Consider the following 18,122-nt stretch of genomic DNA (forward strand, 5'->3'; position numbering starts at 1 on the left):
CGGTGTCAGCCCAGCGCCTGCTCGATGTCGGCGACCAGGTCGTCGGTGTCCTCGATCCCCAGCGAGATGCGCGCGAATCCGTCGCTGACATCGTCGCCCCAGCGGGCGCGCCGGTCCACCGACGTGTGGATGCCGCCGAAACTCGTCGACGCGATCAGCAGCGCACTGCGCTCGACCAGCCGGTGCACCGCTGCGGCGTCGGCCAACTCCACGGCGACCAGGCCGCCGAACCGTTTCATCTGCGCGCACGCGATGCGGTGTGACGGATCGTCGGGCAGACCGGGATAGCGCACCGCACGCACGGCGGGGTGTGCGTGCAACGCCACGGCCAGCGCCGCCGCGTTGTGGCACTGCCGTTCGAATCGCAGGCCCGCGGTGCCCAGGCTGCGCAACAGCAGCCATGCCTCGAAGGCGCCGAGGATCGCACCGGAGTGCAGCCGCTCACGTGCCACCTCGGCCATCAGGTCGGTGTGCGCGCTCGCGACATAACCGGCGAGGAGATCGCTGTGGCCCGACAGTGCCTTGGTGGCACTGGCGACGACCACGTCGGCGCCCAGCGAGAGCGGTTGCTGGCCGAAGGGCGTGGCGGTGGTGTTGTCGACGACGAGCGTCGCGCCCCTGCTACGGCACTGCAGCGCGAGCCCGTGCAGATCGACGACATCGAGGCCCGGATTGGCCGGGCTTTCGGCGAGCACCACATCGGCGTCCGCCGATGCCGCGCACATGTCACCGCTGGCCGCGGTGATCACCGTAACTCCTTGCTCAGCAAGGTATTCGGAGGCATACCGGCGGACCTGATAGTAACCGTCGGCGGGTACGACGAGCTTATGTCCCGGTTTGGCCAGCACCCGCAGAACGGAAGTGATCGCGGCCATCCCCGACCCGAAGGCCAGCGCGGAGGGCGCACCCTCCAGTTGTGCGAGTGCGGACTCCAGGTGGCGCCAGGTCGGATTGGAGCTCCGCCCGTAGGAGTCCTGCATGTCGGACGGGTCGGACGACAGGTGGAAGGTCGATGCCGGAACCGGTGACGGTGCCACTGCTTGTCCCGGAACAGCTTCCGATGCAACGGCTTTGACGCTGCGAGTCGAATCGCCGTACTGACCGTCCACCGGTCACTCCGGTTTGGTGCTGCGGCCGAGCAGCAAGATGACGGCCTCGTCGACCGACAAACCCCTGTGGCACACCCGGAATACGGCATCGGTCAGCGGCATTTCGACGTCGTAGCTCTCGGCCAACGCCAGCACCGACTGGCACGAAGCGACGCCTTCGGCGACGTGGCCACCGGTGGCGAGCATCGCCGATTCCATGGTGCCGCCCTGGCCCAGGCGCAGCCCGAACGTGCGGTTGCGCGACTGCCCGGATGTGCACGTCGCGACGAGGTCGCCGACCCCGGCCAAGCCGGCGAGGGTCGCGGGCTTGGCGCCCAACGCGATTCCCAGCCGCATGATCTCGGCCAGCCCGCGGGTGATGATCGCCGCGGCGGTGTTCTCCCCCAGCCCGACCCCGGCGGCCATACCGGATGCGAGCGCGATGACGTTCTTGCACGCACCACCGACTTCGGCGCCGATGACGTCGGCATTGGTGTAAGGCCGGAAGTACGCCGTCGAAAGGGCCCGTTGCAGAGCGACGGCCCGTCCGGAGTCAGTGCAGGCGACCACGGTGGCCGCCGGTTGTTCGTCGGCGATCTCGCTGGCGAGGTTCGGACCCGAGACCACCGCGACGCGTGCGGGGTCGGCGCCGGTCACCTGGACGATCACCTGGCTCATACGCATGAGCGTGTCGAGTTCGATGCCCTTGGCCAGGCTCACCAACGTGACTTCGTCGTCGATGAGTCCGGACCACCGTTCGAGATTGCCGCGAAGCGTCTGGGCGGGCACCGCGAACAGCACGGTGCACGCGCCATCGAGCGCCTCGGCCGCATCGCCGGTGGCCCTGATGGTCTTGGGCAGTTCGGTGTCACCGAGATACCCGGTGTTGCGATGGGTGTCGTTGATCTCGTCGGCGACTTCTTGATGACGTGCCCACAGCGTCACCTCATTGCCCGCATCGGCAAGGACCTTCGCCAGTGCGCTGCCCCACGCACCGGCCCCCATCACCGCCGCCTCGACCACGCCTTCAGCGTAACCCGCGGCCCACTGCTGGCAGGATGACGCACATGAGCGGGTCACCGGATGCCGAGATCGCATTGGTGATCGCCGTAAAACGCCTCGCCGCGGCCAAGACCCGGTTGGCCCCCGTCTTTTCCGCATCCACCCGCGAGAGGGTCGTGCTGGCGATGCTGATCGACACGATCACCGCCGCGTCGGCGGTTTCGGCGATCGGCTCGGTCACGGTGGTCACACCGGATGAAGTCGCCGCCGAGGCCGCGGGTCGACTCGGAGCGCGGGTGCTCGCCGACCCGACACCCGACAACCACCCTGATCCGCTGAACAACGCGATCGCCGCCGCCGAAGCCGAAGTCCGTCATGAGACATCGAACGTCGCTGTGTTGCAAGGGGATCTACCCGCATTGCAGACGCACGAGTTGACGGCTGCCGTCGCGGCGTCCCGCAAACACCCACGCAGCTTCGTCGGTGACCGGCACGGCACCGGTACGTCGGCGTTGTTCGCGTTCGGGGTCGCCTTGGACCCGCACTTCGGCGCCGACTCCGCTCAACGCCACCGGCGCTCCGGCGCACTCGAGCTCACCGGCGCGTGGCCGGGGCTTCGCTGCGACATCGACACACCCGATGACCTGCTGGTGGCCCGTCGGCTCGGTGTCGGTGCGGCGACGGCGGCGGCCATCACCGTTTCGAGATGAACGTTCAACTGCGCGCTGGCACGAAGACCGCTGGATAGGGGATCATCGCAGGCATGACGAAAGCCGGAATCGAGGTTCGCGACAGCGACGCCGAACCACCGTCGACCAGCATCCGAACGCTGCGGTCGGACTCCGGTGACTCGGCGCCCGAAGCCCCTCCCGCGGCAACCTCGCCCGCCGTCGAGAACGCGCTGCCCGAAGATCGTTATCTGAACCGGGAGCTGAGTTGGCTCGACTTCAACTCCCGGGTGTTGGCATTGGCCGCCGACACATCGCTGCCGCTGCTGGAGCGGGCGAAGTTCCTTGCGATCTTCGCGTCGAATCTCGATGAGTTCTACATGGTCCGGGTCGCCGGGCTGAAACGTCGCGACGAGATGGGGCTGTCGGTGCGCTCCGCCGACGGGCTCTCACCCCGCGAACAGTTGCGTCGCATCAACGAGCGGACGCAGCACCTCGCCAACCGGCACGCCCACGTCTTCCTCGATTCGGTGCGCCCCGCGCTGGCCGACGAAGGCATCGTCATCGTCACGTGGGCCGAACTCGACGAGGCCGAACGCGCGCGGTTGTCCACCTACTTCCACGAGCAGGTGTTCCCGGTACTGACGCCGCTCGCCGTGGACCCGGCCCACCCGTTCCCCTTCGTCAGTGGCCTGAGCCTGAATCTGGCGATCACCGTCAAACATCCCGACGACGGTGGGCAGCACTTCGCGCGAGTCAAAGTGCCCGACAACGTGGAACGGTTCGTCGAACTGGCCGCCCGCGAAAGCGATGCCAAGATCGTTCGCTTCCTGCCGATGGAGGAATTGATCGCGGCGTTCCTTCATGTTCTGTTTCCCGGGTTGGAGATCGTCGAGCACCACGCGTTCCGCATCACGCGCAACGCCGATTTCGAGGTCGAAGAGGACCGCGACGAAGACCTGCTGCAAGCGCTCGAGCGGGAACTGGCACGGCGTCGATTCGGTTCGCCGGTCCGGCTGGAAGTCTCCGACGACATGACCGAGAGCATGCTCGAGTTGCTGCTGCGCGAACTCGACGTCGCACCGGGTGACGTCATCGAGGTGCCCGGCCTGCTCGACCTGTCCTCGCTGTGGCAGATCTACGATCTCGATCGCCCTGCCCTGAAAGACCGCCCGTTCGTACCGGCCACCCCGCCGGCGTTCGGCGAACGGGAGACACCCAAGAGCATCTTCTCGACGCTGCGCGACGGCGACGTGCTGGTGCACCACCCGTATGACTCCTTCTCCACCACCGTGCAGCGGTTCATCGAGCAGGCCGCGGCGGACCCGAACGTCCTGGCGATCAAGCAGACCCTGTACCGCACCTCGGGTGACTCTCCAATCGTCAACGCGCTCATCGACGCTGCCGCAGCGGGTAAGCAGGTCGTCGCACTCGTCGAGATCAAGGCCCGGTTCGACGAGCAGGCCAACATCAAGTGGGCACGCGCACTCGAGCGCGCGGGTGTGCACGTCGTGTACGGGCTCATCGGACTCAAGACTCACTGCAAGACGTGTTTGGTGGTGCGCCGGGAGGGCTCGCTGATCCGGCGCTACTGCCACATCGGCACCGGCAACTACAACCCCAAAACCGCGCGGCTGTATGAGGACATCGGGCTGCTGACCGCGGCGCCCGACATCGGCGCCGATCTCACCGACCTGTTCAATTCGCTGACGGGCTACTCGCGTAAGGACTCCTACCGCAACCTTCTGGTGGCCCCCCAGGGAGTCCGGAGGGGCATCATCGAACGCATCGAACGCGAGATCGTCGCCACCCGCGACGGCGCCGACGGGCGGATCAGGCTGAAAGCCAACGCGTTGGTGGACGAGCAGGTCATCGATGCGCTGTACCGCGCGTCGCAGGCCGGTGTGCGGGTCGAGGTGGTCGTCCGGGGTATCTGCGCGCTACGCCCCCATGCCCCTGGGTATTCGGACAACATCGTCGTCCGCTCGATCCTGGGCCGGTTCCTCGAGCACTCACGGATCATCCACTTCCGTGCCATCGACGAATCCTGGATCGGCAGCGCCGACATGATGCACCGAAATCTCGATCGGCGCGTCGAAGTGATGGCCGAGGTCAAGGATCCGCGGCTGAAGGCGCAACTGCACGACATCTTCGAATCGGCGATGAACCCTTCGACCCGGTGTTGGGAGTTGGGCGTCGACGGCAAGTGGACGGCGTCGCCGCAGGAAGGCCACACGGTCCGCGACCATCAGGTCTCGTTGATGGAGCGTCACCGGCAACCATGACGGACTTCCTCGCCGCCAGGGATATTCACAATCATCGTCGTGGGCCGCGCACGCCCCGAATGATCTGCAGGAGTTGAGGTGCCGAAGCGGACATCCGAGACCGGCTCCGATACGGAGACGATCCTGGCCGCCGGGGCGGTTTTGTGGCGGCCCAACGGCGAACCCGATGCGCCTGAGGTCGCGCTGATCCACCGCCCTCGTTACGACGACTGGTCGCTGCCGAAGGGCAAAGTGGACCCCGGGGAGACCGAACCCGTGACCGCCGTCCGCGAGGTGTGCGAAGAGACCGGATACACGGCGCATCTCGGCCGACGACTCAGTTCGGTGAGCTACCCCGTCGACGGCGGCAAGAAGAAGGTGCGGTACTGGGCGGCGCGCGTGGTCCGCGGCGAGTTCCATCCGAACGACGAGGTCGACGAACTCAAGTGGCTACCCGTCCGGGCCGCGATCAAGCAGCTGGATTATCCGCACGACCGAAAGGTGCTGCGCCGCTTCGCGAAGTACCCGGCCGACACCAAGACGGTGCTGATCGTCCGCCACGCCACCGCGGGTAGCAAGTCCCGGTTCAAGGGCGATGACCGCAAACGGCCCTTGGACAAGAATGGCCGTGCGCAGGCGGAGTCACTGGCCGGGGTGTTGCTCGCCTTCGGCGCCGACCAGCTGTTCGCGGCGGACAGGGTGCGATGTGTGTCGACATTGGAGCCACTGGCAGAAGAACTCGGGGCGACGATCCGCAGCGACGAGCTGCTGACCGAGGAGGCTTACGCCGAAAACCGCAAAGCGGCCCGGCAGCGCTTCCTCGAGATCGCCTCCACCCCTGGTACGCCGGTGATCTGCACTCAGGGCAAGGTGATTCCGGACCTCATCGAATGGTGGTGCGAGCGCGACGGCGTGCGGCCCGACAAGTCGCGCAACCGCAAGGGCAGCACGTGGGTGATGTCGCTTCACAACGGTCGGTTGATTGCGGCAGACCACATGGGCAGCCCACTGGCCGTGAAGTGACGCCCACGCGTTGAATGCAAATTCCGGCGGACTCCCGCCCGGAAAGATTGAGCCGTAGATGTTTTGGTGGGCCTGAAACGCGAACACGCCGTGGGTCGCGCAGACCCACGGCGTGTTCGGTCAGAACTACTTGCGGCCGCGCTTGGTCGCGGCCTTCTTGGCCGGCGACTTCTTGGCGGCGGTCTTCTTGGCTGCCGTCCGCTTGGTCGCGGCCTTCTTGGCCGGAGCCTTCTTCGCGGCACTCTTCTTGGCCGGCGCCTTCTTGGCCGCCTTGCGGGCACTTCCCGCAGTCACGCCTCTCTTCACTGCTGGTCCTTCCGCCGGGAGGCGCTGCGCCCCAGAGACAACGGCTTTGAACTGAGCGCCGGGCCGGAAAGCCGGCACGGAGGTGGGCTTCACCCGGACGGTCTCGCCGGTGCGCGGATTACGCGCGACGCGCGCTGCGCGGCGGCGCTGTTCGAAAACGCCGAAGCCGGTAATGGTGACGCTGTCACCCTTGTGCACCGCGCGCACGATGGTGTCAACGACATTCTCCACCGCAGCGGTGGCCGACCGACGATCCGAGCCCATTTTCTCCGTGAGTACGTCGATGAGCTCTGCTTTGTTCATGCATAACCTCCGGAAACCAGTGGTCCTCTTTGGACCGACTAGAGGACACGGTAAACCCATTCCCCATTGATTTCCAAGAGCCACGCGCAGTTTCAGGCGAAGCCAGCGAACTTTCTTGCCCCCCTTGACCTCCAGAGGGCACCCGGAGAACCGGGTTCACAGACGGTGATTTCGGCTCACCGGGCGCCGTTATCCGGCCGGCAGAGTCCGCGGTTTCCAGTCCGGCCTACGCGCTTCATAAGCCGCGATCTCATCGCATTTACGCAGCGTAAGGCCTATATCGTCGAGTCCCTCAAGCAGTCGCCAAGCCGTATAGTCGTCAATTCTGAACGGCACCATAACCGTTCCGGCGGTGATGGTTCGATCTTGAAGATTCACACTGATTTCCAGACCTGGCTGCTGCTCGATGAGCTTCCATAAAATTTCCACATCATCTTGCGGAATTTCGGCCGCCAGAAGCCCGGCCTTACCCGCATTGCCCCGAAAGATGTCGGCGAAGCGGGACGAGATGACGACCCGGAAGCCGTAATCCATAAGCGCCCACACGGCATGTTCGCGTGACGACCCGGTACCGAAATCGGGGCCGGCGACCAAAACCGAGCCTTTGTCGAACGGGGGCAGGTTCAATACGAAAGACGGGTCGTTGCGCCAAGCCGCGAACAAACCGTCCTCGAAACCCGTTCGTGTAACTCGCTTCAGGTAGACCGCCGGGATGATCTGATCGGTGTCCACATTCGACCGACGCAGTGGTACGCCGATGCCGGTGTGGGTGTGGAAAGCCTGCATGCCCTCTGCTCCTATCAGTCGGTCAGGTCTGCCGGCGAGGACAAAGTGCCGCGCACTGCGGTGGCCGCCGCGACCGCGGGAGACACCAGATGCGTGCGACCGCCCTTGCCCTGCCTGCCCTCGAAATTCCGGTTGGACGTCGATGCGCATCGCTGACCCGGTGACAGCTGGTCGGGATTCATCCCCAGGCACATCGAACAACCGGCCTGACGCCACTCCGCCCCAGCGGCGGTGAAGATCTCGCCGAGCCCTTCGGATTCGGCCTGCAGCCGCACACGCATCGACCCGGGCACGATCAGCATGCGCACGCCGTCGGCGACCTTGCGTCCGCGCAGCACCTCCGCGGTCACCCGCAGGTCCTCGATGCGACCGTTGGTGCACGATCCGACGAAGACGGTGTCGACCGCGATATCACGCATCGCAGTACCGGGCCGAAGATCCATGTAGGCCAACGCCTTTTCGGCCGCTTGACGTTGCCCCTCGTCGAACATCAGCTCCGGGTCGGGCACCGAATCGGACAGCGGCACCCCTTGACCCGGGTTGGTACCCCAGGTGACAAACGGGCTCAGGGTCGAGGCGTCGATGTAGACCTCGGTGTCGAATTCGGCGCCCTCGTCGGTACGAAGGCTGCGCCAGGCGGCGACCGCCTCGTCCCACTGTTCGCCCTGCGGCGCGTGCGCACGTCCGCGCAGAAATTCGAACGTGGTGTCGTCCGGTGCCACCATGCCGGCCCGCGCCCCGGCCTCGATGCTCATGTTGCAGATCGTCATCCGGCCTTCCATCGACAGCGATTCGATGGCGCTGCCGCGGTATTCGATGACGTGGCCCTGCCCTCCGCCGGTGCCGATCTTGGCGATCACGGCGAGAATGATGTCTTTGGCGCTCACTCCGTCGGGAAGCTCCCCGTCCACGTTGACCGCCATGGTCTTGAACGGCCGCAGCGGCAGAGTCTGGGTGGCGAGTACGTGCTCGACTTCCGACGTGCCGATCCCCATCGCCAGTGCGCCGAAGGCACCGTGCGTCGAGGTATGGCTGTCGCCACACACCACCGTCATACCGGGCTGCGTCAATCCCAGCTGCGGTCCGATGATGTGCACGATGCCCTGTTCGGCGTCGCCCATCGGATGAAGCCGGATCCCGAACTCCTCACAGTTGCGGCGAAGCGTCTCCACTTGTGTGCGCGATACGGGGTCGGCGATCGGCTTGTCGATATCGACCGTGGGCACGTTGTGGTCCTCGGTGGCGATGGTCAGATCCGGCCTGCGCACCGGACGCCCCGCCAACCGCAGCCCGTCGAACGCCTGGGGGCTGGTCACCTCGTGCACGAGGTGGAGGTCGATGTAGATCAGATCGGGCTCGCGCGCGGCGCCCTCGCCGCCGCCTTCGACGACGACGTGGTCGGCCCACACCTTTTCGGCCAACGTGCGCGGTGTGTCACCACGTCCTTGTACAGCAGTGGAACCCTCGACGGACATCTTGACTATCTCACAATCTGGGACGTTAATATCTCCTTGTGAGACAGGATAGCGGCATCGGCGTACTGGACAAAGCCGTGGGAGTGCTGCACGCGGTCGCCGATTCGCCTTGCGGACTGGCCGAACTGTGCGAGCGCACGGGATTGCCGCGCGCCACGGCGCACCGCCTTGCCGCAGGCCTGGAGGCCCACCGGTTGTTGGCGCGCAACGGCGACGGGCGGTGGCGGCTCGGTCCCGGCCTGACCGAGCTGGCCGGACAGGTCAACGATCCGCTCGTGGCCGCGGGCGCGGTCGTGCTGCCCCGGTTACGCGAGATCACCGGCGAGAGCGTTCAGCTCTACCGCCGCGAAGGCACCTCGCGGATCTGCGTGGCGGCGCTGGAACCGCCTGCCGGGCTGCGGGATACCGTGCCGGTCGGCAGCACGCTGCCGATGACCGCGGGCTCCGGCGCCAAGGTTCTGCTGGCCTACGCCGATGCCGCCACCCAGCAGGCTGTACTGCCGAACGCGAAATTCACCGATCGCACACTCGCCGAGGTGCGCAAGCGCGGCTGGGCGCAGAGCGCCGCCGAACGCGAACAGGGCGTGGCGAGTGTCTCGGCTCCGGTGCGTGACGGACGCGGCGTGGTGATCGCCGCAGTGTCGGTGTCCGGGCCGATCGACCGGATGGGCCGGCGGCCGGGTGCGCGGTGGGCCGCCGATCTGGTGGCCGCTGCCGACGCGCTGACCCGCCGCCTGTGAGAGTGACGCAGTTCGCAGAACGCGAAATCTGTACCCCCGATGGGATTCGAACCCACGCTACCGCCGTGAGAGGGCGGCGTCCTAGGCCGCTAGACGACGGGGGCTAGAACTGGTTTCCGGATCGCCAGCATATCTCAGTGAGATTTGTCGGCCTAATCACGGTCATTGGCTGGGGTACCAGGACTCGAACCTAGAATGGCTGAACCAGAATCAGCTGTGTTGCCAATTACACCATACCCCAAAGGTTTCCCGTAACCGCAGGTCACAGGCCCTTTCCGGTCCCCTTGCGCGGCGGGCGGGACCCGTCGCGCGTAGTACCGGACCGACGTGCAGACTACCAAAGATTCTCGGCCGCTTTTTCACGCCTCGGCTTGCGCCGCCGCGTGCTCGCGCCCGGAGCGCAGTCGGGCCAGACTGCGTTCACGTCCCAGCAGGTCAAGCGATTCGAACAGCGGCGGGCTGACCGATGCGCCCGTGGCGGCGACGCGGATGGGGCCGAACGCCTTGCGCGGCTTGAGCCCGAGGCCGTCGAGCAGCGCCTCTTTCAGGGCCGCCTCGATCGCCGGCGTGGTCCAGTCCCCGACGTTGTCCAGGGCGTCCAGCGCAGCGTCGAGCACCGGAACCGCCCCGGGCTTCAGTTCCTTGGCCGCCGACTTCTCGTCGAGGGTGAAGTCCGCGTCGCTGAGGAACCGCAACAGGTCCCACGCGTCGGCGAGCACCACGATGCGGGTCTGCACGAGCGCGGCGGCTTCGGCGAATCGGTCGTCGTCGAGACCGGTGTCGTGACCGTGCTCGGCGAAGTACGCACTCAGGCGGGCGGTGAACTCCTGTTCGCTCAGCATGCGGATGTGTTCGGCGTTCAGCGCGTCGGCCTTCTTCTGGTCGAATCGTGCCGGATTGGAGTTGACGTCGGCGACGTCGAAGGCCGCCACCATCTCGTCGAGGCTGAAAATGTCGCGGTCCTCGGCGATTCCCCACCCCAGCAGGGCCAGATAGTTCAGCAGGCCTTCCGGGATGAACCCCCGCTCGCGATGCAAGAACAGGTTCGACTGGGGATCGCGCTTGGACAGCTTCTTGTTGCCATCCCCCAGAACGCTTGGCAGATGGGCGAACTCGGGGATCCGGTCGGCCACACCGATCCGCATCAGCGCCTGGTACAGCGCGATCTGACGCGGGGTCGACGACAGCAGGTCCTCACCGCGCAGGACGTGGCTGATCTTCATGGCCGCGTCGTCGACCGGATTGACCAACGTGTACAACGGCTCCCCGTTGCCGCGGGTCAACGCGAAATCGGGTACCGATCCGGCCGGGAAGGTGGTTTCTCCGCGCACGAGATCGCGCCAGCCGATGTCCTCGTCGGGCATCTTCAACCGCACCACGGCGCGACGACCCTGGGCACGGAACTCTTCCCGCTGCTCCTCGGTCAGATCGCGGTCGAAGTTGTCGTAGCCCAACTTCGGATTGCGCCCGGCAGCCAGATGACGCGCTTCGACTTCCTCAGGCGTGGAGAACGACTCGTATGCGTCACCGGCCTCGAGGAGTCGGGCGATCACGTCGCGGTAGAGGTCGAGTCGCTCCGACTGGCGGTACGGCCCGTAGGGACCACCGACTTCGGGGCCTTCGTCCCAGTCGAGTCCGAGCCATCGCAGCGCATCCAGTATGGCGCGGTAACTCTCCTCGGAGTCGCGTGCCGAGTCGGTGTCCTCGATACGGAACACGAAGGTGCCGCCGGTGTGGCGGGCGTACGCCCAGTTGAACAGCGCGGTGCGGATCAGGCCGACGTGCGGCGTACCCGTGGGCGACGGACAGAACCGCACCCGGACATCACTTGTCATCGCTTCCCTTTGCGCACAACAGGATTCGTCAACGTTCCGATACCTCCGACGGTGATGCTGACGGTGTCGGAGTCCTCGATCGGGCCGACGCCCTCCGGCGTCCCGGTCAGGATCAGATCGCCCGGCAGCAACGTCATCACCCGGGATATCCATTCCACGATCGCGCCGACGTCGTGGATCATCATCGACGTCCTGCTGTTCTGCTTGACGACGCCGTTGACCTCCGTGCGGATCTCCAGGTCGGAGGGATCGACGTCGGTGACGATCCACGGCCCGACGGGGCAGAACGTGTCATGCCCCTTCGCGCGGGTCCATTGGCCGTCCTTCTGCTGCTGATCGCGGGCCGATACATCGTTGGCAATCGTGTAACCGAGGATGTTCTCCGCCGCGCGGGCGGCAGGCACGTCTTTGCACGGCCTGCCGATGACCGCGGCGAGCTCACCCTCGAAATGGACGGGATCGGCGTCGGCAGGCAACTGGATCGGCACGTTCGGACCGATGATCGACGTGTTGGGTTTCATGAAGATGATCGGGTCATCGAAAGTGGGGGGTTCCGAACGGTCCCCGGCACGTGCGGCCATTTCGGCGATGTGGGCGGCGTAGTTTTTGCCCACACACACCACCTTGGTGGCAAGGATCGGGGCGAGCAGGCGCACGTCGGCCAGCGGCCATTGCCTGCCTGTGAACTGCGGATTGCCGAAGGGGTGCTCGGCAATCTCCCTCGCGATCGCCTGAGCGGGATCGTCGGGTGGACCCTCGACGCTGACGAAGGCGACACCGTCGGGGCTGGCGATTCGGCCAAGGCGCATGGCGTTCAGCCTAGTAGCCGGGCCGGTGGCGGCCGCCGACCGCTCCCACGCCAGCCTTGTCTCGACATATGAGATGCAGATTCAGCATCGTGAGATCGCTGTGCCACGATGGACCGATGTCGGCCGAGACACTCACCACCGCCCGGCGGTGGTCGTTGCTGTGTATCGCGCTGGGAGCGACGACGAGCGCCAACGTCTTCATCAACGGCGCGGCGTTTCTCATCCCGACACTGCACAGCGAGCGTGGCCTCGATCTCGCGGCGGCCGGCCTGCTCTCCGCGATGCCGAGCTTCGGGCTGGTCATCACGTTGATCGCGTGGGGTTATGTGGTCGACCGCTATGGCGAGCGCATTGTGCTGACGGTCGGCTCGGTGCTGATATCCGCGGCGGCGTTCGCCGCTGCCTTCTCCGAATCCCTGGTCGCGGTAGGCGCTTTTCTGTTTCTCGGCGGCATGGCGGCCGCCAGCAGCAATTCGGCCAGCGGTCGGTTGGTGGTCGGCTGGTTCCCGGTCGAGCAACGCGGCCTGGCCATGGGGATCCGGCAGACGGCCACCCCGTTGGGAGTCGGGTTGGGAGCGTTGGTGATTCCGCGGTTGGCCGAAAGCCACGGTGTGACCACTGCATTGCTGTTTCCTGCGGCGGTGTGCGCGGTGTCGGCGCTGGTGTGCTTGGTCGCGGTGATCGACCCGCCACGACCGCCGCGTTCCGAGGCGCCGATCGAACATCTCACGAACCCGTATCGGGGCTCTTCGGTGCTGTGGCGTATTCACGCCTTTTCGGTCTTGCTGGTCGTGCCGCAGGCCGTGGTGTGGACTTTCACGCTGGCGTGGTTGATGTCCGAGCGCGGCTGGTCGGCCGGCTCGGCAGGCCTCGTCGTCATGGCGGCCCAATTGCTCGGAGCAGGCGGACGTATCACGGCGGGGCTCTGGTCGGATCGGTTGGGTCAACGACTTCGCCCGATCCGCGCCATCGCCGCCACCGCGGCGCTCACCATGGGAGCACTCGCGCTGTCGGACTGGCTGAACTCTCCGGTCGCGGTGGCGGCGATGGTGGCCGCCTCGGTGATCACGGTGTCCGACAACGGTTTGGCGTTCACCGCCATCGCCGAGATCGCCGGGCCGTTCTGGAGCGGCCGCGCCCTGGGCACCCAGAACACCAGCCAGCATCTCGCGTCGGCCGTCGCCGCACCGGTGTTCGGCGGGTTGATCGGGGTTGCCGGCTATCCGGCCGCATTCGCGGTCTGCGCACTGTTTCCGCTGGCGGCGATCCCGGTTGTGCCAGCAGATTCTTCAGGTGCGCCGAAACCGGTGCCGGGACTGTGATTTCGGCAAGGTGATTTCTCATTGTGATTTCTTCATTGCGATTTCCGCGCGGATGTTCACGCAGCGTCATCGGTCTCCGCCGGAACCACTTCCGTCATTGTCCGCCTATGAGCGAATAAGTCGCTGACAGCGAATTATTCGCTGTCAGCTGGGCAATGCGGGAGGTAGTCCCCCGCGGGGTGCCTGAGCGTCCGGGGCACCTGAGCGTCCGGGGCACCCGAGCGTCCGGGGCACCCGAGCGTCCGGGCACCTGGGCGTGCGGGGTACCTGAGCCTCCGGGGCACCTGAACGGCGTGACCGCCCCGAAATCGCAAACGCCGACCTATAAATAGCCCGCGATCCGGTCGCCGACCGCGGTGGTGGACAACTTTTCGTCACCGCGCGTGGCCAGATGCTGCTCGACGGCCTTGTCGACGCGGGCGGCGGCATCGACTTCGCCCACATGGGCCAGCAGCAGGGCGACCGACATGATCGCCGCGGTCGGGTCGGCGATCCCCTGGCCCGCGATGTCGGGCGCACTGCCGTGCACGGGTTCGAACATCGACGGATTGGTGCGCGTCGCGTCGATGTTGCCGCTCGCCGCAAGGCCGATACCCCCACACACCGCGGCGGCCAGATCGGTGACGATATCGCCGAACAGGTTGTCGGTGACGATCACATCGAACCGGCCCGGGTCCGTGACCAGGTGGATGGTCGCGGCGTCGACGTGCTGGTAGGCGACCTCGACGTCACCGAACTCGGCGGCGACCTCCTGAACAGTGCGCCACCACAACGCGCCCGCGAAGGTCAGGACGTTGTTCTTGTGCACCAGCGTCAGATGTTTGCGACGCTGCTGGGCACGGACGAACGCGTCCGTCACCACACGACGCACGCCGAAGGCGGTGTTGACGCTGACCTCGGTGGCGATCTCATGCGGAGTGCCGACACGGATCGCGCCGCCCGTCCCGGTGTAGGGGCCCTCCGTACCTTCCCGCACGACGACGAAGTCGATGTCGGGACTGCCCGCCAGTGGGCTGTTCACGCCGGGGTACAGACGGCCGGGTCGCAGGTTGATGTGGTGGTCGAGCTCGAACCGGATGCGTAGCAGCAGCCCACGTTCGAGCACGCCGCTGGGCACCGACGGGTCCCCGATCGCGCCCAGCAGGATCGCGTCGTGTCCGCGGAGCTCGTCGAGCACGGAGTCGGGCAGCACCTCTCCGGTGGCGTGGTAGCGGCGCGCGCCGAGATCGTAAGGCGTCTTGTGCACACCGGGAAGCACAGCGTCGAGAACCTTGACGGCCTCCCCGACGACCTCCGGGCCGATTCCGTCGCCGGCGATGATCGCCAGCTTCATGGCCGAAGTCACGACAGATCAACCACTTCCAGCATCTTCGCGCCGACTTCCTCGGCGATGGAGGACCGGACATCCTCGGGCACATCGCGGTCGATGCGCAGCAGGATGGTCGCACCGGGACCTTCGGCGTCCTCGCTCAACTGGGCGGCGTGGATGTTGATGCCCGCCGAGCCGAGGATGGTGCCGATCTTGCCTAGCGTGCCCGGCTGGTCGACGTAGTTGATGATCAGATAGATGCCCTCGGCGCGCAGGTCGAAGTTGCGCCCGTTGATCTGGACGATCTTCTCGACCAGGTCAGTGCCGGTCAGCGTGCCCGCGACATTGGCGGTCGATCCGTCGGCGTAGACGGCCCGCACGTCCACCACGCTGCGGTGGTTGGGACTCTCGCTCGCGGTGCTGATCTCGGCCTGCACGCCCCGCTCGGCGGCCAGCGCGGGTGCGTTGACGAACGTGACGGGATCTTCGATGATCGCCGAGAACAGCCCTCGCAACGCCGAAAGCCGAAGCACCTCAACGTCTTCGGCGGCGAGCTCACCCTTGACCTGTACCGCCAGCGACACCGGCAGCTCGTCGCACAACACTCCGACCAGCAGGCCGAGCTTGCGGACGAGATCCAGCCACGGCGCGACTTCTTCACCGACCACTCCCCCGCCGACGTTGACCGCGTCGGGAACGAATTCCCCGGCCAGCGCGAGCTTCACACTGGCCGCGACGTCGGTGCCCGCCCGGTCCTGCGCCTCGGCGGTCGACGCGCCGAGATGCGGGGTCACCACGACCTGCGGCAGTTCGAACAGCGGGCTCTCGGTCGTGGGCTCGGTGGCGAACACATCGATGCCCGCCGCGCGCACATGACCCGAGCGCACCGCTTCGGCCAGGGCGTCCTCGTCGATGAGGCCGCCGCGGGCGGCGTTGACGATGATCACGCCGGGCTTCGTCTTGGCCAGCGCCTCCTTGCCGATCAGCCCTGCGGTCTCCGGTGTCTTCGGCAGATGCACCGAGATGAAGTCCGCGCGCTCCAACAGCTCGTCGAGGCTGAGCAACTCGATGCCGAGCTGTGCAGCGCGGGCCGCCGACACGTAGGGGTCGTAGGCGACGACGTGGGTGCCGAACGCGGCCAGGCGCTGAGCCACCAGCTGACCGATGCGGCCCAATCCGACGACGCCGACGGTCTTGCCGTAGATCTCGGTGCCCGAGAACGACGAGCGCTTCCAGGAGTGCGCGCGCAACGACGCATCGGCGGCCGGGATCTCGCGCGCCGCGGACAGCAGCAGGGCCAGGGCGTGCTCGGCCGCGCTGTGGATGTTGGAGGTCGGCGCGTTGACGACCAGCACACCGCGCGCGGTGGCGGCGTCCACGTCGACGTTGTCGAGCCCCACTCCGGCGCGCGCGACGATCTTGAGCTTGGGCGCAGCGGCGAGCACCTCGGCGTCGACGGTCGTCGCCGAGCGCACCAGCAACGCGACCACGACGGCCACCGCGGCCAGCAGCTTGGGCCGGTCCGGACCGTCGACCCAACGGACCTCCACCTGGTCACCGAGGGCGGCGACTGTCGATTCGGCCAACTTGTCGGCGATCAATACAACGGGCAGACTCACGCGGTCAGCCTAATGGGCTTGAATGTTCGGGTGGTCGGTGGGAGAAGCACCAGCGTGGACGTCACCGTCGTCGGCAGCGGACCCAACGGTTTGGCGGCGGCCGTCATCTGCGCCAGGGCCGGGTTGTCGGTGCAGGTGCTCGAGGCGCAGCCGACCCTCGGAGGCGGTGCTCGCACCCTCGCCGACCCGGAGTTTCCCGGCGTTTCCCACGACATCTGTTCGGCCGTTCACCCGCTCGCACTGGCATCGCCGTTCCTGGCCGAATTCGACCTGCCTGCCCGTGGCGTGAGCTTGCGGGTGCCCGAGGTCTCCTACGCCAACCCACTTCCCGGGGCGCCCGCAGCGATCGGCTACCACGACCTCGACCGGACGGTCGCGGAGCTCGAGCACGGGCACTCGTGGCGCCGGCTCTTCGGCCCCATGGTCGAACGCGACGGCGCCGTTCTCGACCTGCTGCTCGGTGACAAACGATCGGTGCCGAGCAACCCGGTCGCCGCCGTCCAGGTGGCGAGCAGGCTGCTCGAACAGGGCACACCCGCATGGAGTGCGCTCAAGGGCGCCGACGCCCGCGCATTGTTCAGCGGCGTTGCCGCACATGTGATCTCGCGGATGCCGTCGTTGGTGTCGGCGGGTGGGGGCCTGATGTTGGCCACGCTCGCGCACACCGTCGGCTGGCCCATCCCCGTCGGGGGAAGTCAGGCCATCGTCGATGCGCTCATCTCGGATCTCCGTGCTCACGGCGGCGCGATCACGGCGGGTCAGGAGGTCACCGAACCACCCGAGGGTGTCGCGCTTTACGACACCGCGCCCACCGCGCTGGCGCACATCTACGGGGACAAGCTGCCCCGCCGCTACGCAAGAGCGTTGCAACGCTATCGATTCGGCCCCGGCGTGGCCAAGGTCGACTTTGTGCTCTCCGAGGACGTCCCGTTCACCGACGAGCGCTTACGCCGGGCCCCCACGCTGCACATGGGCGGCACCCGCGAACAGATGGCCCACGCCGAACGCGAGATCGTCGCCGGGCGCCACCCCGAGTGGCCGATGGTGCTCGCCGCGCAGCCGCACCTGGAGGATCCGAGTCGCATCGACGCCGAAGGCCGTCGACCGTTGTGGACCTATGCGCACGTTCCGAACGGGTCGACCGTCGACCAGTCCGAGCGGGTCACCGACATCTTCGAGCGCTTCGCGCCCGGCTTCCGCGACACCGTGGTGGCCGTCCGATCCGTTCCCGCCGCGCGCCTGGCAGAACACAACGCCAACCTGGTCGGCGGCGACATCGGCGTCGGCGGTAACACCCTCATACATGCGCTGACGGGGCCGACTCCTCGACTCAATCCATGGACCACGCCCATCCCCGGGGCGTATCTGTGCTCGTCGGCCACTCCGCCCGGCGGCGGAGTGCACGGCATGGCCGGTTACTTCGCCGCGCGCACGGTGTTGCGACGCGAATTCGGCATCAAGACGATGCCCGCGCTGTCTCCCTGACAAAGACCCGATCCGATCGATGCAAATTCGATGCATAGGTGCGCGCAGAAGGGGTACCCCGGTTGAGTTCGACCGATTCGGGTACTTG

General features: G+C 66.7%; 14 protein-coding genes, 2 tRNA genes and 1 pseudogene. 6 read left to right on the forward strand and 11 right to left on the reverse strand.

Features of this window, described 5'->3' with window-relative positions; genetic code table 11:
- Positions 1-5: 5 nt before the first annotated feature.
- Together AU197_RS11520 and AU197_RS11525 are read right to left on the reverse strand one after the other, a co-directional pair.
- Entirely contained in the window at positions 6-1,109 is a 1,104-nt protein-coding gene (locus AU197_RS11520; protein WP_064402789.1) for a cystathionine gamma-lyase, read from the reverse strand.
- A gap of 3 nt (positions 1,110-1,112) precedes the next feature.
- Positions 1,113-2,186: an NAD(P)H-dependent glycerol-3-phosphate dehydrogenase gene (locus tag AU197_RS11525; RefSeq protein WP_502687871.1), complete on the reverse strand. Its 1,074-nt coding sequence runs from the start codon at positions 2,184-2,186 to the stop codon at positions 1,113-1,115.
- Between AU197_RS11525 and cofC the strand changes: the two genes are divergently transcribed.
- From cofC to mutT1, 3 genes are all read left to right on the forward strand, one after another.
- On the forward strand, positions 2,156-2,800 hold the full coding sequence (gene cofC / locus AU197_RS11530; RefSeq protein ID WP_064402791.1) for a 2-phospho-L-lactate guanylyltransferase: 645 nt from the start codon (positions 2,156-2,158) through the stop codon (positions 2,798-2,800). The two genes, AU197_RS11525 and cofC, sit on opposite strands and share 31 nt — an antisense overlap.
- Positions 2,801-2,853: 53 nt before the next feature.
- Positions 2,854-5,043 carry an RNA degradosome polyphosphate kinase gene (locus AU197_RS11535; RefSeq protein WP_064402792.1) on the forward strand — a complete coding sequence of 730 codons (2,190 nt, stop codon included), beginning with the start codon at positions 2,854-2,856 and terminating at the stop codon, positions 5,041-5,043.
- 78 nt (positions 5,044-5,121) lie between these two features.
- Entirely contained in the window at positions 5,122-6,045 is a 924-nt protein-coding gene (gene mutT1, locus AU197_RS11540) for an 8-oxo-(d)GTP phosphatase MutT1 (protein ID WP_064402793.1), read from the forward strand.
- A 129-nt stretch (positions 6,046-6,174) separates the two neighbouring features.
- On the opposite strand, the pseudogene AU197_RS11545 reads toward mutT1, so the two are convergent.
- The 3 genes and pseudogenes from AU197_RS11545 to leuC all read right to left on the reverse strand — a co-directional run.
- Positions 6,175-6,654: pseudogene (locus AU197_RS11545) on the reverse strand (HU family DNA-binding protein); the annotation flags it as partial.
- 189 nt (positions 6,655-6,843) lie between these two features.
- Entirely contained in the window at positions 6,844-7,440 is a 597-nt protein-coding gene (leuD, locus tag AU197_RS11550; RefSeq protein WP_064402794.1) for a 3-isopropylmalate dehydratase small subunit, read from the reverse strand.
- A 14-nt stretch (positions 7,441-7,454) separates the two neighbouring features.
- Positions 7,455-8,915, reverse strand: a complete 1,461-nt coding sequence (gene leuC / locus AU197_RS11555; protein WP_064402795.1) for a 3-isopropylmalate dehydratase large subunit — start codon at positions 8,913-8,915, stop codon at positions 7,455-7,457.
- Positions 8,916-8,953: 38 nt separating this feature from the next.
- Between leuC and AU197_RS11560 the strand changes: the two genes are divergently transcribed.
- The gene (locus AU197_RS11560) at positions 8,954-9,655 is read left to right on the forward strand and encodes an IclR family transcriptional regulator (RefSeq protein ID WP_064402796.1); all 702 of its coding nucleotides are present in this window, start codon (positions 8,954-8,956) and stop codon (positions 9,653-9,655) included.
- A 31-nt stretch (positions 9,656-9,686) separates the two neighbouring features.
- On the opposite strand, the gene AU197_RS11565 is transcribed toward AU197_RS11560, so the two are convergent.
- The 4 genes from AU197_RS11565 to AU197_RS11580 all read right to left on the reverse strand — a co-directional run bounded on the left by AU197_RS11565 (position 9,687) and on the right by AU197_RS11580 (position 12,299).
- A tRNA-Glu gene (locus AU197_RS11565) sits at positions 9,687-9,759 on the reverse strand.
- Positions 9,760-9,821: 62 nt separating this feature from the next.
- Positions 9,822-9,896 (reverse strand) — tRNA-Gln (locus AU197_RS11570).
- A gap of 118 nt (positions 9,897-10,014) precedes the next feature.
- On the reverse strand, positions 10,015-11,490 hold the full coding sequence (gene gltX / locus AU197_RS11575) for a glutamate--tRNA ligase (protein WP_064402797.1): 1,476 nt from the start codon (positions 11,488-11,490) through the stop codon (positions 10,015-10,017).
- Positions 11,487-12,299 (reverse strand): fumarylacetoacetate hydrolase family protein, encoded by an 813-nt coding sequence (locus AU197_RS11580; protein WP_064402798.1) that lies wholly within the window; start codon positions 12,297-12,299, stop codon positions 11,487-11,489. Before AU197_RS11580 ends, gltX begins: the two co-directional genes overlap by 4 nt.
- 116 nt (positions 12,300-12,415) lie before the next feature.
- Between AU197_RS11580 and AU197_RS11585 the strand changes: the two genes are divergently transcribed.
- Positions 12,416-13,621, forward strand: a complete 1,206-nt coding sequence (locus AU197_RS11585) for an MFS transporter (RefSeq protein ID WP_064402799.1) — start codon at positions 12,416-12,418, stop codon at positions 13,619-13,621.
- A gap of 322 nt (positions 13,622-13,943) precedes the next feature.
- On the opposite strand, the gene AU197_RS11590 is transcribed toward AU197_RS11585, so the two are convergent.
- Positions 13,944-14,954 carry a 3-isopropylmalate dehydrogenase gene (locus tag AU197_RS11590; protein ID WP_064402800.1) on the reverse strand — a complete coding sequence of 337 codons (1,011 nt, stop codon included), beginning with the start codon at positions 14,952-14,954 and terminating at the stop codon, positions 13,944-13,946.
- A gap of 8 nt (positions 14,955-14,962) precedes the next feature.
- Entirely contained in the window at positions 14,963-16,549 is a 1,587-nt protein-coding gene (gene serA, locus AU197_RS11595) for a phosphoglycerate dehydrogenase (protein WP_064402801.1), read from the reverse strand.
- A gap of 54 nt (positions 16,550-16,603) precedes the next feature.
- Here serA and AU197_RS11600 point away from each other — a divergent pair, with 54 nt between their 5' ends.
- Positions 16,604-18,034 (forward strand): phytoene desaturase family protein, encoded by a 1,431-nt coding sequence (locus tag AU197_RS11600; protein WP_064402802.1) that lies wholly within the window; start codon positions 16,604-16,606, stop codon positions 18,032-18,034.
- Positions 18,035-18,122 lie beyond the last annotated feature (88 nt).

The organism is Mycobacterium sp. IS-1590, assembly GCF_001500025.1.
Taxonomy (GTDB): Bacteria; Actinomycetota; Actinomycetes; order Mycobacteriales; family Mycobacteriaceae; genus Mycobacterium.

What these genes read in the sequence shown, in the direction of transcription:
- cofC (WP_064402791.1), top strand. Translation starts at nt 2,156, where the DNA reads ATGAGCGGGTCACCGGATGCCGAGATCGCATTGGTGATCGCCGTAAAA.
- AU197_RS11525 (WP_502687871.1), bottom strand. Translation starts at nt 2,186, where the DNA reads ATGCGATCTCGGCATCCGGTGACCCGCTCATGTGCGTCATCCTGCCAG.
- AU197_RS11535 (WP_064402792.1), top strand. Translation starts at nt 2,854, where the DNA reads ATGACGAAAGCCGGAATCGAGGTTCGCGACAGCGACGCCGAACCACCG.
- leuD (WP_064402794.1), bottom strand. Translation starts at nt 7,440, where the DNA reads ATGCAGGCTTTCCACACCCACACCGGCATCGGCGTACCACTGCGTCGG.
- leuC (WP_064402795.1), bottom strand. Translation starts at nt 8,915, where the DNA reads ATGTCCGTCGAGGGTTCCACTGCTGTACAAGGACGTGGTGACACACCG.
- gltX (WP_064402797.1), bottom strand. Translation starts at nt 11,490, where the DNA reads ATGACAAGTGATGTCCGGGTGCGGTTCTGTCCGTCGCCCACGGGTACG.
- AU197_RS11580 (WP_064402798.1), bottom strand. Translation starts at nt 12,299, where the DNA reads ATGCGCCTTGGCCGAATCGCCAGCCCCGACGGTGTCGCCTTCGTCAGC.
- AU197_RS11585 (WP_064402799.1), top strand. Translation starts at nt 12,416, where the DNA reads ATGTCGGCCGAGACACTCACCACCGCCCGGCGGTGGTCGTTGCTGTGT.
- AU197_RS11590 (WP_064402800.1), bottom strand. Translation starts at nt 14,954, where the DNA reads ATGAAGCTGGCGATCATCGCCGGCGACGGAATCGGCCCGGAGGTCGTC.